Below are 16,237 nucleotides of genomic sequence, written 5' to 3'. Positions count from 1 at the left end.
GCGGCGAGCAGGGAGCTGGCTTCCTGGCGGGTGCTGCCGGAGCTTTCGATGTGCGCGAGTTCGGCGGGGATTTCCCAGCCCTTCTTGCGCATCGCGGTGGCCCAGAGCCGGCCGGCGCGGTAGGAGGAGCGCACCAGCGGCCCGGACATGACGCCGAGGAAGCCGATCTCGTCCGCCTCGTTCTGCAGGTCCACGAATTCCTGCGGCTTGACCCAGCGGTCCACGGGAAGGTGGCGCTCGGAGGGGCGGAGGTACTGGGTGATGGTGATCAGGTCGCAGCCGGCCTCGTGCAGGTCACGCAGTGCTTCGGAGATCTCCTCACGGGTCTCGCCCATGCCCAGGATCAGGTTGGACTTGGTGACCATGCCGAGCTTGCGGCCCTGGGTGATGACGTCCAGGGARCGSTCGTAGCGGAAGGCCGGGCGGATCCGCTTGAAGATCCGGGGCACGGTCTCGACGTTGTGGGCGAAGACCTCGGGCTTGGAGTCGCAGATSGCCTCGATGTGCTCGGGCTTGCCGGAGAAGTCCGGGATCAGCAGTTCGACGCCGGTGCCCGGGTTCAGTTCGTGGATCTTGCGGACCGTCTCGGCGTAGAGCCACACACCCTCGTCGGCGAGGTCGTCGCGGGCCACACCGGTCACGGTGGCGTAGCGCAGCGCCATGGCCTGGACCGGCCTTCCTTCTTGACGAGGTTCTTGAGCTGGACGAACTCGGGGCCCATCTGGACCTTGGCCTTGATCCATTCCGGCTTACGTTCCACCGGTGTGGCCGCGTTTCGCTGCTCAATGCGCAGCATCTTCCGGCCTTCTGGTGCCAGTGTCACAGTAGAGCTCCTTCTGGGGTTGCAACTAGGGCTTGTTCATTGTTGCGCAGTTCTTCGGTGATCCGCGAAACGAGGTCCGCCGGCGTGACGTCCCTGCCAATTTCCTGGGCGATGGTGGTGACTCCGGCGTCGCTGATGCCGCAGGCAATGATCTGGCCGTAGGGGGCCAGATCATTGTTGCAGTTGATCGCGAAGCCGTGCATGGTGACGCCCTCGTGGACGCGGATGCCGATGGCCGCGATCTTGCGGTCCGGGCCCTTCGCGTCCTGCTCGATCCAGACGCCTGCGCGGCCCTTGATCCGTACGGCGTCGATGCCGTAGTCCGCCAGGACAGCAATGATCACGGCTTCCAGCCGCTCCACGTAGTCGCGGATGCCGGCCTTGTTCTTCAGCTTGATGATCGGGTAGCCGATGAGCTGGCCCGGGCCGTGCCACGTGAGCTTGCCGCCACGGTCTACCGCAACAACGGGAGTTCCGTCGAAGGGCCGTTCGTGGTCTTCGGTGCGCTTGCCGGCGGTATAGACCGCGGCGTGTTCGAGCAGCAGTACGGTGCTGGGCGCAGTGCCCGCGAGGACTTTCTCATGCAATTCGCGCTGGATTTCCCAGCCGCGCGTGTAATCAATGAAGTCCGGGGCGAGACCCAGCTGTTTGAACTCAAGAGTCATGGCATCAAGCTTAGACCCAGCCGCATCCTCAGCCCGTTTGTGTGCTTAAGCTCTCATGCCTGTGGATAACTTCTGCGCGATTCCGCTGGATCGGCTATTCCTTGGGTATGGAAGAGATCCCAGACCCTGGCGGCGCCGCCCCTGAGGTTCCCGGTTACGACGTCGGGCGCCTGCTGGGGCGCGGGGGCACAGCCGCCGTGTGGCTGGTAACGGAACGGTCGACAGGGCGCGATTACGCCCTCAAGTGCTTCGGCGCCGGCATCAAGGCCGGCGGAATGCCAGGCCGCGGGACTGGCGAAGTGGACCGTGGAAGCGCAGACCAGGAAGCCGAGGAAGGCATGCGACGGGAGGTCCGGATCCTCTCGGCCCTGGATCACGACCACCTGCTCCGTGCCCACATGGTGCTGCGGCTCCACGATGCGCGGTCCGGGCCGGAGGGAACGGAAGCCCTGGGTCTGGTGCTGGACTACGCGCCCGGAGGATCCGTCGCAGACCTGGTCGCGGGACGCGGGCGGCTCGGTGCCGGCGAGACGGTGACGGTCCTGACGCCCATGGCCCAGGCCCTGCAGTACCTGCATTCGCGTGGTTTCACCCACGGGGACCTCTCGCCGGGCAACGTGTTGTTCACGGCGCATGGGAAACCGCTGCTGGCGGACCTGGGCGTCGCGCGGATGGTGGCGGACACAGCGTCCGGCCGCACCGCCGGGACGGAGGGATTTTCCGATCCGGCGCCTGTGGACGCCGTCAGGGCGGGCCTCCAGCCAGAGCGTGACATCTATTCTCTGGCGGCGCTTGGCTGGTATTGCCTGACCGGCCGGCCACCGGACGCGGGCGCTGGGCGTCCCCCGCTGCCATTCCTGGTGCCCGACGTGCCCCCGGCGCTGGCCGCCGCACTGGAAGCCGGACTCGACGAAGACCGGCGCAGAAGGCCCTCGGCGGCCGAATTCGCCGCGGCGGTCTATCGCAGCACTGCGGCGGAGCCGGTGGACCTTTCCGTCACTGCCCACGCGAGCGTGGCACCGCAATTGCTGACCCGCCGCGTCTTGGCCGGCAGCGCCCGAGAACGGCGTGCCCGGCGGCTCCTCGGGTGGCTGCGCAAGACCCCGGTGAGCCGCGCGCCCCTGCCGGAACGTGCACCCACGCCAGCGCCGCCGGTACCCCTCGCTCCACCCCAGGTACCCCTCGCGGCGCCGCCGGGGGCACATGCCAGGACATCCACTGTCGCGACTGCGAGGCACGCGGCAGCCGGGGGTGCCGCACGCCACGCCGCCGCCGGTTCCGGACCAGGCTCCCACCGGGGACGAGACACCGGGAACGGAGGCGTCGCCGCGTCCAGCGCCGGGTCCATAGCTGAGCCCAGCGATTCGTCCGACGTCCGGGACGGTACAGTGCAGCGCACCGGGGAGGGCTTCCGGCAATCGACCCGGAGCGGGACCCAACCCGGTATCCGCCCCGGCACTTTCGAGGCACGGCGCCGTCGGCGTCGGCGGAACCGGTGGGCAGGCGTCGCATTGGCGGTGGCATTGCTGGCCGGGCTTGGCGCGGCATCGTGGCGTCCGGGGATCGCGGAACTGTTTGCCGCACCGCCTCCCGCGGCGGCAACAGAGACGTCGCCGGCGTCAGTGCCGGGCGTTGCTGGCATCCCGCGCGAACTTCGGGACAGGCTGGAGTCCGCGGACCCCGGCGAAGCGGTCCGGGGACTCGCCGCACTCCGCTCACTGGCCTTCAGCACCGGGGATGTGCGCCTGCTGGAGCAGGTGAACGTCCCTGCGTCGGCGGCGGCGGACGCGGACGCCAGCATCGGCGCCCGGCTGACGGCGGCCGGACACGTCCTGGCCGGCTTCGAGACCACGCTGGCACGCGTGCAGACTCTTGCCGACGGTGGGCCGGACCGCACCGTGGTGGAGATCAGCGTCGTCTCCTCGCCGTACCAGGAACGCGATGCCGCCGGTCAGGTCGTGGCTGAAGCCCCTGCCGGGGAGGAAATCAGGCTAAGGCTTGTGCTGGCGAGCATTGACGGACGGTGGCGGATTGCGCAGGTCCTCGCCGCGGAGCCGGACTTGGGTTAATCGCGTCCGGCCACCCACGCCGCGGCCTCGCCGAGCGACGGGTGCTGCCAGGCGAAGCCGTTGTCGGCCAGGGCCGCCGGCTCCACCCGCTGGCTGGCGAGCAACAGTTCCTCGGCGAGCTGGCCCATCACCAGCCGCAGCACCGGTGCGGGCACGCGCAGCACTGCCGGACGGTGGAGCGCACCGGCCAGCTGCGCGATCAGTGAGTTCACGTCCGCGGTTTCGGGGGCACAGACGTTGACCGGTCCGGACAGGGGCGCGGCAAGAAGGAAGGAGAAGGCATGGACCACATCCGGCAAGGTGATCCACGGCCAGTACTGCCGGCCGTTGCCCAGCGGGCCGCCAACGCCCAGGCGCAGCAGCGGCAACAACCGGCCCAGCGCGCCGCCGGATCGGCTCAGGACCACACCTGTGCGGGGGGTAACTACGCGGACGCCGGCGGGAGCCTCATGCGCCGCGGCCTCCCAGTCGACGCAGATCCGGGCCAAGGTGCCGCTGCCGGCCGGCGCGTTCTCACGAAGTACGGCGGCGCCGGCGTTGCCGTAATAGCCGGAGGCGGACTGGCTCAGGAACACCGCAGGCGGCGTGTCCTGCCGGGCCATCGCCGCCGTCAGGGTCCCCGTCGCCCCCAGCCGGGAGCTGCGGAGTTCGTCGACACGGGCCCGGGTCCAGGGCCGGTCGCCAATTCCGGCGCCAGAGAGGTTGACCACGGCGTCCGCGCCCTTCAGCGCCGTCTCGTCGATCCGGCCGGCGGCGGGGTCCCACTGGAACTCGGCCGGCGATGCCGGGGCGCGCCGGACCAGGGCAACGACGTCATGCCCTTCGCTGCGCAGTGCGCTGGAAAGGGCAGTTCCGATCAGCCCGGAGGCCCCGGCAATGAGGATTCGCATGATCCATCTCACCATGCCCGGCACGGCCGCGAAACCTCCCGGGCCGTGCGGGCCGTTGTCGCTATGATCGAACGATGACCCCCTCGAGCTACTTCCGTTTCCCGCATGTCCACGGCGATTTGGTCACCTTCGTGGCCGAGGACGACGTCTGGATTGCACCCGTGGGCGGGGGCCGTGCCTGGCGCGTGTCCTCCCTGCAGCTGCCGGCCCGCAACCCCCGTTTCACCCCAGACGGAAAGCGCCTGGTCTGGACCGTCGTCCAGGGAACGGCCCCGGAGGTCGTCACAGCCGACGTCGACGGCGGCGGCTACCGCCAGCTGAGCTACTTCGGCCACAGCTCCACCCGGGTCAAGGGCTTCACGCCCAAGGGCGACGTCCTGGTCACGAGCGCGTTCCGCCAGTCAGACAGCCGTCACACTCACGCCTACAGCCTCCCCGTGACCGGCGGCTGGGCGCAGGAGCTGCCCTTCGGCCCGGTCGAATCGGTTGCCTTCGGTCCCGTCGTCGGCGACGAACGCCCCGTGGTGCTCTCGAGCGTCCTGTCCCGTGAGCCGGCCTGGTGGAAGCGCTACCGGGGCGGCGCCGCCGGCAAGCTGTGGATCGACGCCGACGGAAACGGCGAATTCGAGAGGCTCGCCGCCGGGCTGGACGGAAACCTGACGGACCCACTGTGGGTCAAGGGACGGATCGCGTTCCTGTCCGATCACGAGGGCTACGGAAACCTCTACTCAGTCCTGCCCAACGGCAGCGACCTGCGGCGCCACACGGACCACGAGGACTTCTACGTCCGTCACGCCGCAACCGACGGGGAACGCATCGTCTTCGAATCGGCCGGCGAGCTCTGGCTGCTGGCCAGCCTTGACGCCGAGGCCGTCAAACTCGACATCACGCTGGGGTCGGCCTCGCAAGCACGGCGCTCCGCCCCGCTGAAGCCCTCACGGCACCTCGGCGACGTGGTCCCGGACCACACCGGCACCTCCAGCGCCGTCGAATCGCACGGAACTGTCCACTGGCTGCGGCACAAGGACGGCCCGTCCCGCGTCCTCGAAGCCACCCCGGGCGTCCGGGCACGTCTGCCCCGCCCGTTCGGCGAGGGCCGGATCGCCTATGTGGCCGACCACGACGGCGTCGAGGCCCTCTACCTGAAGGCTATTGCGGCGCCGCTGGCCGGCGCTCCTGTGGCAGCCTCGAAGGCGTCACAGCCCGCAGCGCCGTCGAGCCCGCAGTCCACACGGCAGTCCGAAGACGCCGGAGTGGCCTTGCCGAGGCCGGTGTCCGCAGCCGCGCTGACCGGTTCAGGGTCAACGGGTTCAGGATCAACCGCCGCCGCGGCAACCAGCCCCGTGTCCAGCCCCGTCACAGCCGCAGTGCCGGCCGTTGGTGGAAGTGACGCGCCCGGCGCCGGCCACCAGGCCCTTGCCGGTGCGGGCACCGCCGTGCAGGCGCCTGCAGCCGGTGAGCTGACGCGGATCGACTTCCCCAAGCCCAGCCGGGCCAGCGCCATCGAAGCCAGCCCCGACGGGCGCTGGCTCGCCGTCGGGACGTCCTTCGGTGACATTTACCTTGCCGACACAAGCACGGGCACGATGTCCCTGCTGAGCAGCATCGGCGAAGGCAGCATCGAAGGATTCAGCTGGTCCCCGGACTCAGCCTGGCTCGGCTGGTCCGAGCCGGTCACGTCCTTCGGCTCCCGCAGCCGTCTGCGGATCACCAGGATCGACGGCGGCACGGGCGCGGCGATCATCGATGTCACCGACGGCCGGTTCCGCGACGAATCACCCTCTTTCACCCCGGACGGCAAATACCTCGCCTTCCTCTCCAACCGCAGTTTCGACCCGGTCTACGACGGCCACTCCTTCGACCTGTCCTTCCCGAGCCCGATCAAGCCCTACCTGGTCGCCCTTGCCGCGGACACGCCGTCACCCTTCGGTCCGAGCGTCGCCCTTGAGGATGGCGAACGGGACGCCGCGGTAACCCCCGCCGCGGGGGAAGGCTCCGCATCCGGTACGCCGTCCGCCGCCAAGCCCGTGCCTTCCGTACGGGTCGACGCCGACGGCCTGGCGCACCGCGTCATCGGGGTGCCGGTGCCGCAGGGCAACTACTCGTCCCTTACCGCCGCCGCCGGGGCCCTGCTGTGGCTCGACAGCGAACTCTCCGGCACCACCGGAGAAGGCCGGGCCAGCCTCGAGGACAAGGGCGCCGCGCCGAGCCTGGTCCGGTACGACTTGGCCAAGCGCCGCACCTCCACGATCGTGGAGGCCCTGGACAGCTACCGGATCTCCGGCGACGGAGAAAAGATCGTGTTCATCCAGGACAAGCAGATCCGGGTCGCGCCCGCCGGCGCCAAGGCCGACGAGGACTCCGGCCAGCTCGTCAAGGTGGACCTTGGCCGCATCCGGGTGCAAATGGACCCGCTGAGTGTGTGGGGCCAGGCCTTCGACGAGGCATGGCGGCTGCAGCGTGACTTCTTCTGGACCGAGGACATGGCCGGCCAGGACTGGGAGTCCGTCCACGCACGCTACCGTCCGGTGGTCGAACGCCTCGGCTCCCACGATGACCTGGTGGACCTGCTGTGGGAGCTGCACGGCGAGCTGGGCACCTCCCACGCCTACGTCCGCCCGGTGGCCGTAGCCGAGAATGGCAGCAGCCCCCAGGGGCGCCTTGGCGCCGATCTGGAGTTCACCGGCGAAGGCTGGGAAATCACCCGCATCCTCGCCGGAGAGTCCTCAGACCCGCTGGCCACCTCGCCGCTGACCCGGCCCGGCGCCGACGCCAAGCCCGGCGACGTCCTGCTGGCGATCGACGGCGTCGAACTCACCGAATCCCGGACCCCGGCAGTTGAACTCGTCGGGGCGGCCGGCCGGGCAGTGGAACTGACCCTGCGCAACGGTGCCGGGCACGGCGCGGCCGCCGGAGCCCAGCGCCGGGTGGCAGTGGTCCCGGTCAAGGACGAGGAGCGCCTGCGCTACCAGGAATGGGTCACCGGCAACCGCCGGACCGTCCGGGAAGCCTCCAACGGGACGTTCGGCTACCTGCACATCCCGGACATGATGGCCAACGGCTGGGCCCAGCTGCACCGCGACCTCGATACCGAGACGGCGCTGGACGGACTGATCGTCGACGTCCGGCGCAACCGCGGCGGCCACACCTCCCAGCTCGTGGCCGAGCTCATCGGACGCAAGGTCACCGGCTGGAGCATGCCGCGCGGGGAGAAGCCGCGGACGTACCCGCACCACGCTCCCCGTGGACCGGTCATCATCCTCACCGATGAGTTCGCCGGTTCCGATGGCGACATCATCACGCAGGTCTCCAAGCTGCGGGGGATTGGGCCCGTCATTGGCACGCGTACCTGGGGCGGCGTCGTGGGAATCGACAACCGCTTCGCCCTGGCCGACGGCACCGGCGTCACCCAGCCGCGCTACGCCACCTGGTTCGCCGGCGGCGTTGGCTGGGGCGTGGAGAACTTCGGAGTCACCCCGGACATCGAGGTGACCTTCCCGCCGCACGCGTACGCCGCCGGCACCGACCCGCAACTGGAGTACGGAATCGGGGCGTTGAAGGAAATGATCCAGGAACTGCCCACGGACCGTCCGCCGCTGCGCGAGGGATACCGCAGGGTCCGGCCCGCGCCGCTGCCCAAGCGCCAGCAGGCCGGCCAGGCGTAGGCGGTCCCGCGCGACGGCGCGTGATCCACGGCCAAGGCCCATGACGAAGGCCCCCGCCTTCCTGGATATTCCAGGGAGACGGGGGCCTTTGCCGTACCGCGGACGCTGTGCTGCGGCTACTTGCCGGCGGCGAGACTAGGAGGCCAGCGTCGCGTCCAGGGTGATCTCGATGCCGGTCAGGGCGGCGGAGACGGGGCAGCCGACCTTGGCTTCGCCGGCCAGTCGCTGGAAGTCATCCGCGGAAATGCCGGGGACCCGCGCGGCGACGGTGAGGTGGCTGCCGGTGATCCCGGTGCCGGGCTGGAACGTCACGTCGGCCTTGGTGTTGATCTCCTCGGCCGTGAAGCCGGCCTGGGCCAGGCCGTTGCTGAATGCCATGGAGAAGCAGGCGGAGTGCGCTGCCGCGATGAGCTCCTCGGGGCTGGTCTTGCCTTCGGCGGCCTCGGCGCGTGCCTTCCAGGTGACGTCGAAGTTGCCCAGCCCGGAGCTGTCCAGGTTGGTGTTGCCGGCGCCTGTCATCAGGTCGCCATTCCATACAGTGTGTGCGGTGCGTGTTGTTGCCATGTCCACTCCTCGACGTCGATGTGAATCAGCGATCCGGCCCGGTGCCGGATCCTGCCGTGATCAATCCTAGGGATTCTGGGCGGCCCCCGCACGGGGGTTCCGCTGTCAGAGGATTGTGACCCAGCAGCGTGCCGTCCGTACAGTGTCGTCATGGAAACCACTCAAGATGCGCAGGTGCGTGCGTCGCCGTCAGCGCGCATCGCCACGATCATGGTCAACGCCGTCGACGCAGAACGCCTGGCCCAGTTCTGGGCCGCGTTGCTGGGCACAGCGGTGTCGTCGCGTTTCGAACAGTTCCTCTGGCTCCACCCGGCCGGCCCCGGAGCCCCGCAGCTGGCCTTCCAGCAGGTTGAGCAGCCTTCGGAGGGCAGGCGCCGCCTGCACCTGGACATCCACGGGTCCGACCCCTCGGCGTTGCGTGCCCACGCCGAGGCCCTGGGTGCCCGATTCGTGGAGGGAAACGACATTGGCGATTTCCATTGGGACGTCATGCAGGATCCCGAGGGCAATGAGTTCTGCATCGCCGGCGACTGACAGACCGGCCTAACCACAGTGCCGATTTAACTGTGGCGCTTTAAAGACAGCGGCGCCGCACCCCCGGGTGAGGGGTGCGGCGCCGCTGTCGGAAGTGTCGTCCGGAATCAGTTCCAGAGCGTGGCGACTGCGATGTTGATCAGTGCCATCCCACCCACCGCGTGTGCCAAACCCTTGGAGACGGAAGCGCCGGAAGCAGCCTTCCGGTACCCGATCACAGCGGCAACGAGAACAACGACGGCGATCAGCAATTTGACGGCGATCTTGACGTAGTTGACCGGCTCGTGGGTGGCACCCAAGATCCCTACAAGCGCCAGGCCGGTGACCAGCTGCGCAATGGCACCATAGAGCTGCACCGGCAGAACAGTGGGCTTCTTGAAGGTGGCGAACCAGCCGCCGACGATTGCGGCAGCGCCCAGGATGTGCAGGAAGACCAGGATGTCGATGGCGATTTTCATGTGCACAGTCTAGCCAGAGAATTCTACACAGCGTAGTAAGACCCGCCGGGTGGGGGCAGGACCGGCAAAACGGCGACGGCGGTGCGGAGACTGGTGGTTGTCCACCGGTCCCGCACCGCCGTCGCCGTCGATGTGGGTCTAACGTTTTGCCGGGGGCCTAGAGGCCCAGGTCTGCTTCGAACGCGCCCGCTTCGAGGCGTGCCTTCAGCGTCTGCAGGAAGCGTCCCGCGTCGGCGCCGTCCACCAGGCGGTGGTCGTACGTCAGGGAGAGGTACATCATGGAGCGGATGGCCAGCGAGTCATCGCCGTTCTCATCGGAGACCACCACGGCGCGCTTGACGATCGCGCCGGTGCCGAGGATGGCGACCTGCGGCTGGTTGATGATCGGGGTGTCGAAGAGGGCGCCCACGGAACCGATGTTGGTGATGCTGAAGGTTCCGCCGGAGAGCTCGTCCGGGCCGATCTTGCCGTTGCGGGTGCGGTCTGCGACGTCGGCGATCTTACCGGCCAGGCCGGCGAGGTTCAGGTTGCCGGCGTCGGCGATGACCGGGACCAGCAGGCCCTTGTCGGTGTCCACGGCGATCGCCAGGTGTTCGGCGTTGTGGTACGTGATCTCCTGCTTGTCCTCGTCGTAGGAGGCGTTGATCTTCGGGTGCTGCTTCAGCGCTTCGGCAACAGCCTTGGCGATGAAGGGCAGGAAGGTCAGCTTGGAGCCGTTCTGGGCCTGGAAGGAGTTCTTGGCCTTGGCGCGCAGCTTGGCCACCTTGGTCATGTCGACCTCGTGGACCTGGGTCAGCTGGGTGGAGATGTCCAGGGACTCGCGCATGCGGCGGGCGATGACCTGGCGGATGCGCGGGGCCTTCTGGACGGTGCCGCGCAGTGCCGACGCGGCAGCAGAGACCGGGGCGGCGGCGGCGGGAGCCGAGGTGGTTGCCGGTGCGGCTGCGGCCGGTGCGGCCTGTGCCTCGGCAGCGTCCAGGACATCCTGCTTGCGGATGCGGCCGCCGACGCCGGTGCCGGTCACCGAGGCGATGTCGACGCCCTGCTGGTTGGCCAGCTTGCGGACCAGGGGAGTGACGTAGCCGGATTCTGCCGATGCGGCTGCTGCCGCCGGAGCGGCCGATGCGGCCGGGGCTGCTGCCGGTGCGGGTGCAGCCGGAGCCGGGGCAGCGGGAGCTGCTGCCGGTGCGGGTGCAGCCGGAGCCTCCTGCTTCGGAGCTTCCTGAGCCGGTGCGGGTGCTGCTGCCGGTGCCGGGGCAGCGGGGGCTGCGGCGCCGGAACCGATGACGGCCAGGACGGAACCGACCTCGGCGGTCTCGTCCTCGTTCACGCGGATTTCCAGCAGGGTGCCGGCAACCGGGGACGGGATTTCGGTGTCGACCTTGTCGGTGGAGACCTCGAGCAGCGGCTCGTCGACCTCGACGGTATCGCCGACGCTCTTCAGCCAGCGGGTAACGGTGCCTTCGGTGACGCTCTCACCGAGGGCCGGCAGCGTGACGTCGTGTCCTTCGCCGGCCGGAGCCGCGGCAGGTGCCTCGGCGGCCGGTGCGGCGGGGGCTTCGGCGGCGGGGGCCGGTGCCTCTTCAGCGGCCGGGGCTGCAGCAGGGGCCTCTTCGGCGGGTGCGGCGGCCGGAGCCTCTGCGGCGGCGGGGGCGGCGTCGCCGGAGCCGATGCGCACCAGCGGGGCGCCAACTTCAGCGGTCTCATCTTCGGCGACAAGGATTTCCTCAATCACGCCGGCGATCGGAGAGGGGATCTCGGTGTCTACTTTGTCGGTGGAGACTTCGAGCAGCGGCTCGTCCACCTCTACCCGGTCACCGACCTGCTTGAGCCAGCGGGTGACGGTTCCTTCGGTGACGCTCTCACCGAGGGCGGGCAAGTTAACGGATTCAGACATATCGTCCCCGTTCTCCTTATTGATCTTTAGTGCGGATGATTGCTGCCTTGGTCGAGCTTAGTGCACCCGGCATTTCGGGCCGGGTGCACCAAACTCTGAGTTCTTGCGGTGGTGCGGGGGCAGTTAGCCGTGGAGCGGCTTGCCAGCCAGCGCCAGGTGCGCCTCGCCCAGGGATTCGTTCTGGGTGGGGTGGGCGTGGACCAGCTGGGCCACGTCCTCCGGGTAGGCTTCCCAGTTCACGATCAGCTGGGCTTCACCGATCTGCTCGCCCATGCGGGCGCCGATCATGTGGACGCCAACCACGGGGCCGTCCTTCTGGCGGACCAGCTTGACCAGGCCGCTCGTGCCCAGGATGGAGCTCTTGCCGTTGCCGGCAAGGTTGTATTCCTGGGTCTGGATCTGGTCCTCGCCGAACTTCTCCTTGGCGGCCTTCTCGCTGTAACCGACGGTGGCGATTTCGGGGTCGGAGTAGGTGACCTTGGGGATGTTGACGTCTTCGACGATCACGGGCTTCAGGCCGGCGATCTCTTCGGCGACGAAAATGCCCTGCTGGTAGCCGCGGTGCGCCAGCTGGACGCCGGGAACGATGTCGCCGACGGCGAAGATGTTGCCGACGCCGGTGTGCAGGCGCTCGTTGGTGATGACGAAGCCGCGGTCGATCGTGATCCCGGCCTCTTCGTAACCGAGGTTGGCCGTGACCGGGCCGCGGCCGACGGCGACGAGCAGGAGGTCGGCTTCGAACGTCTTGCCGTCCACCAGGGTGACCTTGACGCCGTCGTCGTTCTGCTCGACACCCTGGAAGAAGACACCGGTGGAGAACTTGATGCCGCGCTTCTTGAAGGCGCGCTCGAAGGCCTTGACGATCGTGGCGTCCTCATTCGGAACCAGCGACGGGAGGCCTTCGACGATGGTGACGTCGACGCCGAAGGACTTCCAGACCGAGGCGAACTCGACGCCGATCACGCCGCCGCCCAGGATGATCGCGCTCTTGGGAATGTAATCCATGGTGAGTGCTTCGTCGGAGGTGATGACCTTGCCGCCGATTTCCAGGCCCGGGAGGGTGCGGGAGTAAGAGCCGGTCGCGAGGACAATGTTCTTGCCCTTGTATGCGGTGCCGTTCACGACGACGGTGTCGGTGCCCTGAAGCTTGCCCTCACCCTCAATGACGGTGATGCCCTTCTTGCCCTTGATCAGGCCCTGCAGGCCCTTGAACTTGCCGGCAATGATGCCGTCCTTGTACGCATTGACAGCGTTGATGTCGATGCTGTCGAGGGTCACGTTGACGCCGTACTTGGACGCGTCACGGGCGTGGTCCGCCAGCTCTGCGGAGTGCAGCAGCGCCTTGGTGGGGATACAGCCGTTGTGGAGGCACGTGCCGCCGAGCTTGCCCTTTTCGATGAGGCCGACGGTGAGGCCGAGCTGGACAGCACGCAGCGCGGTGGCGTAGCCGCCGCTGCCGCCGCCGAGTACCAGGATGTCGAATTCTTGCGCAGTTGCCTGATCGGCCACTAAAACGCTCCCTCGCGTGAACGATGACACGAGAGTACGCATCATCTGGTCTTGGAACTTGCCTGCCGTGATTATGCCAGCGGGCCGGTTCCCTTTCATTTGTGACTACTTCATTTGGGTCTACCGCAGTTCACCTTAGCGAACCACTAATACATGCTCCACCTTGCCAAGGCGTTTGTGGAGCGCTTTGTGTCCAGTGTCACGCGGCTTTGTGGCCGGGGCATCACAGCCCCGGTCACAAAGCGCGCGGAAGCCTGGACCGCAGTGCGGCTAGGCGGTCTTGGCGAGGATGTCCTCGACGTAGGCCACCAGGGTGCGGACGGTGCAGCCCGTGCCCTGTTTGTGGTTGTAGCCGTAGGGGCTGCCGTTGTTGAACGACGGGCCGGCGATGTCGATGTGGGCCCACGGGATCTGTTCGCCGTCCTTGCCCTTGCCCACGAATTCGCGCAGGAACACAGCCGCGGTCATCATGCCGCCATGGCGTTCGCCAATGTTGGCGATGTCCGCGACCTGGGAGTCCAGGCTTGCGCGCAGTTCTTCCGGCAGCGGCATCGGCCATACGAGCTCGCCCGCCCGGTCCGCGGCGGCCTTGATGGCACCGGTCAGGGACTCGGAGCCCATGAGGCCGGCGGTGCGGTCGCCGAGGGCGATCAGCTGGGCGCCGGTGAGCGTCGCGACGTCGATGATGGCGTCGGGGAACTCCTGGCTGGCGGCGACAATGCCGTCAGCCATGACCAGGCGGCCCTCGGCGTCGGTGTTGAGGACCTCGACGGTCTTGCCGCCGAAGATCGTCAGGACGTCTGCGGGACGCTGGGCGGCGCCGGAGGGCATGTTTTCGGCGATGCAGAGCCACGCGGTCGCCTTGACGGGCAGGCCGAGGCCCGCCAGGGCCAGGACGGTGTTAAGGACGACGGCGGCGCCAGCCATGTCGCTCTTCATCTCACCCATGCCCAGGGCCGGCTTGATGGAGATGCCGCCGGTGTCGAAGGTAATGCCTTTACCCACGAGGGCGATCTTGGCGGTGGCCTTCGCCGGGGTGTACTCGACCTTTACGAGGCGCGGCTGCCGGGTGGAACCCTTGCCGACGCCGAGGATGCCGCCGAAGCCTTCCTTCTCGAGGCGCTTCTCGTCCCAGACCGTAACCTTGACGGGCAGGCCCTTTGACAGCTCCTTGGCGGCGTCGGCGAAGGTCTCGGGGTAGAGGTGGCTCGGCGGCTGGTTCACCAGGGTGCGCGTCGCGTTCACGGCCGTGCCGATCAGGGACGCCCGGTTCAGGACCGGCTGGAGCGCCTTGTCCGCGGCGAAGTCGGTGCGGATGACGACATTCTTCACCGGATCCTTGAGCCCGTCCCGGGAGGAGCGGAACTCGGTGTACGAGTAGGCGCCCATCGCGGCGCCCTCGGCGACCGCCGCGACCTCGGCGAGGGTCGTCGTCGGAAATGCCAGGGTGACGGTGCTGACGCCGGCCAGCTGGCGGACAGCCGAGCCGGCGGCGCGGCGCAGGGCTTCCTCGGACAGCGGCTGCGTCGCCGAGACCTTAGTCGCCGGCAGCTTGCCGACGCCGGCGAGGAGCAGGATGGTGGCGCCAACCTCGGGCAGGCCCGGCAGGCGGTGGGCCTGGTCGGCCGCGCCGGTGATGCCAAGAACGCTCAGTGATTCCGCCAGGGCCTCCGCGGCCTTGGCCGTCAGCGGATTGTCGAGCAGGACGGGCCCGTCGGGACCCTGTCCGACGCCGATGACGAGGGCGTCGCTGGGGGACTTCTTCAAATCCCCTGCGACTGCACTAAGTTTGACTTCACTATTCTTGACCACGAGGACAGTCCTCAATTCTCTGTGATGGTTCTCGGTGATATTCGGCAGGAGCTGCATGTTTGGCGCCCTGCCACGGATCCCGGGGGCGCCGTCGGTCTGGGACACAACCCGGTGTCTGTACTACAGGCCCTGGGGCCATGTCCGATCGTAGTCTCTTGGCAGTCCGGAATTTCAATCGAATGAGAGCTGGAGCACACCCCGGGCAGGAATTAGCCCGGGCGCCGGGGCGTTGTTAGAGATAGCGGCGCTGCCATGCGGTGATCCCCCTTGGGACTGGCCGTGCGGCAGGACCTGCCTGACTGTGCGGAATTTGCCTGGTTGTCCAGAATTTGCCTGGTTGTCCAGACGAGGGACCGCACCCCGCTTCTCCCATCGCCGCCATCGTGAAAGGAACACGCCGTGATTGAACGGATTTCCGGCTCTTTGCTGGATCCCCAGTCGCTCTACATCCGTGATGACGCGCTGTTCTCCAGCACCGAACTGCGCGGACTCAACCTCGTCATGGGGTTCACCGGCTTCGCCGACGCCGGCCACGTTGTCCGGCAGATCACGGCTGAACTGCTGGACACGCTCGATGCCGAGATGATTGCCGAGTTCGACGCCGACCAGCTGATCGATTACCGGTCCCGGCGCCCGCAGATCAGCTTTGTCGAAGACCACCTGCAGGATTACCAGGCACCTACCCTGGCCCTGTACCGGCTCGTCGACGGGCTGGGCAGCCCGTTCCTGCTCCTTGCCGGGTTCGAGCCGGACCTGCAATGGGAGCGCTTCGCGCGCGCCGTCGTCGGGATCGTCGAGGAGCTGGAGGTCAACCTCGTCACCTGGATCCATTCGATCCCGATGCCCGTGCCCCACACCCGGCCGGTCGGGGTAACCGTGCACGGCAACCGGCCCGAGCTGATCGAGGGCATCTCCGTCTGGAAACCGACCGTGGAGGTTCCGGCTGCGGTGGGCCACATCCTGGAGCTGCGGCTGACGGAAGCGGGCCGGAACGTTGCCGGCTATGTGATCCACGTGCCGCACTACCTGGCCGAAGCCGAGTACCCCACGGCCGCCGTGGCCGGACTCGAGTACCTCGGCGCGGCGACGTCCCTGATGCTGCCGACGGACCGCCTGCGCGAGGCAGGCCGTGAAGTGGGCCGGCAGATCGCCGAGCAGATCGAGGCGTCCGAGGAAGTGCAGCAGGTGGTCTCACGGCTGGAGACCCGGTACGACGAAAAGGCAGAGGGGACGGTCCGGCGGTCGCTGCTGGCCGACGAGAACGACCAGATTCCCAACGCCGATGCCCTGGGCGCCGCCGTGGAAGCGTACCTGGCCCGTAAAGAACCCGGCGAATAAATACTATTTATGA

General features: G+C 68.1%; 11 protein-coding genes and 1 pseudogene. 4 read left to right on the top strand and 8 right to left on the bottom strand.

The genetic code is table 11. The annotated features are described in order from the left end of the window. Together AC1DDO_RS19770 and lipB are read right to left on the bottom strand one after the other, a co-directional pair. Positions 1 to 823: pseudogene (locus AC1DDO_RS19770) on the bottom strand (lipoyl synthase); the annotation flags it as partial. Then, complete coding sequence (gene lipB, locus AC1DDO_RS19765; RefSeq protein WP_476869872.1) at positions 820 to 1,488, bottom strand: lipoyl(octanoyl) transferase LipB; 669 nt, start codon at positions 1,486 to 1,488, stop codon at positions 820 to 822. The gene lipB and the pseudogene AC1DDO_RS19770, both read right to left, overlap by 4 nt. A gap of 107 nt (positions 1,489 to 1,595) precedes the next feature. Between lipB and AC1DDO_RS19760 the strand changes: the two genes are divergently transcribed. Next, positions 1,596 to 3,557 (top strand): serine/threonine-protein kinase, encoded by a 1,962-nt coding sequence (locus AC1DDO_RS19760; protein ID WP_476869871.1) that lies wholly within the window; start codon positions 1,596 to 1,598, stop codon positions 3,555 to 3,557. On the opposite strand, the gene AC1DDO_RS19755 is transcribed toward AC1DDO_RS19760, so the two are convergent. Further along, a complete protein-coding gene (locus AC1DDO_RS19755) occupies positions 3,554 to 4,447 on the bottom strand; it encodes a TIGR01777 family oxidoreductase (protein WP_476869870.1) in 894 nt (297 codons plus the stop codon). The two genes, AC1DDO_RS19760 and AC1DDO_RS19755, sit on opposite strands and share 4 nt — an antisense overlap. Before the next feature lie 74 nt (positions 4,448 to 4,521). Here AC1DDO_RS19755 and AC1DDO_RS19750 point away from each other — a divergent pair, with 74 nt between their 5' ends. Continuing rightward, positions 4,522 to 8,112, top strand: a complete 3,591-nt coding sequence (locus AC1DDO_RS19750) for a S41 family peptidase (protein ID WP_476869869.1) — start codon at positions 4,522 to 4,524, stop codon at positions 8,110 to 8,112. Between the two features lie 135 nt (positions 8,113 to 8,247). Here AC1DDO_RS19750 and AC1DDO_RS19745 read toward each other — a convergent pair whose 3' ends face one another. Beyond that, positions 8,248 to 8,676: an OsmC family protein gene (locus AC1DDO_RS19745; RefSeq protein WP_476869868.1), complete on the bottom strand. Its 429-nt coding sequence runs from the start codon at positions 8,674 to 8,676 to the stop codon at positions 8,248 to 8,250. 150 nt (positions 8,677 to 8,826) lie between these two features. Here AC1DDO_RS19745 and AC1DDO_RS19740 point away from each other — a divergent pair, with 150 nt between their 5' ends. Beyond that, entirely contained in the window at positions 8,827 to 9,210 is a 384-nt protein-coding gene (locus tag AC1DDO_RS19740) for a VOC family protein (protein WP_476869867.1), read from the top strand. 107 nt (positions 9,211 to 9,317) lie between these two features. Here AC1DDO_RS19740 and AC1DDO_RS19735 read toward each other — a convergent pair whose 3' ends face one another. From AC1DDO_RS19735 to AC1DDO_RS19720, 4 genes are all read right to left on the bottom strand, one after another. Beyond that, positions 9,318 to 9,668 (bottom strand): hypothetical protein, encoded by a 351-nt coding sequence (locus AC1DDO_RS19735; protein ID WP_476869866.1) that lies wholly within the window; start codon positions 9,666 to 9,668, stop codon positions 9,318 to 9,320. Positions 9,669 to 9,825: 157 nt separating this feature from the next. Next, positions 9,826 to 11,565, bottom strand: a complete 1,740-nt coding sequence (gene sucB / locus AC1DDO_RS19730; RefSeq protein WP_476869590.1) for a 2-oxoglutarate dehydrogenase, E2 component, dihydrolipoamide succinyltransferase — start codon at positions 11,563 to 11,565, stop codon at positions 9,826 to 9,828. Between the two features lie 123 nt (positions 11,566 to 11,688). Beyond that, a complete protein-coding gene (lpdA, locus tag AC1DDO_RS19725; protein WP_476972565.1) occupies positions 11,689 to 13,074 on the bottom strand; it encodes a dihydrolipoyl dehydrogenase in 1,386 nt (461 codons plus the stop codon). Positions 13,075 to 13,344: 270 nt separating this feature from the next. Continuing rightward, the gene (locus AC1DDO_RS19720) at positions 13,345 to 14,886 is read right to left on the bottom strand and encodes a leucyl aminopeptidase (protein WP_476869588.1); all 1,542 of its coding nucleotides are present in this window, start codon (positions 14,884 to 14,886) and stop codon (positions 13,345 to 13,347) included. 399 nt (positions 14,887 to 15,285) lie between these two features. Here AC1DDO_RS19720 and AC1DDO_RS19715 point away from each other — a divergent pair, with 399 nt between their 5' ends. Beyond that, entirely contained in the window at positions 15,286 to 16,224 is a 939-nt protein-coding gene (locus AC1DDO_RS19715; protein WP_476869587.1) for a proteasome assembly chaperone family protein, read from the top strand. Positions 16,225 to 16,237: the final 13 nt, after the last annotated feature.

The sequence above is a fragment of the Arthrobacter sp. 10N43 genome (assembly GCF_056394525.1).
The sequence above is the reverse complement of the archived record's forward strand: the minus strand, read 5'-3'. Positions and strand labels throughout refer to the sequence as shown.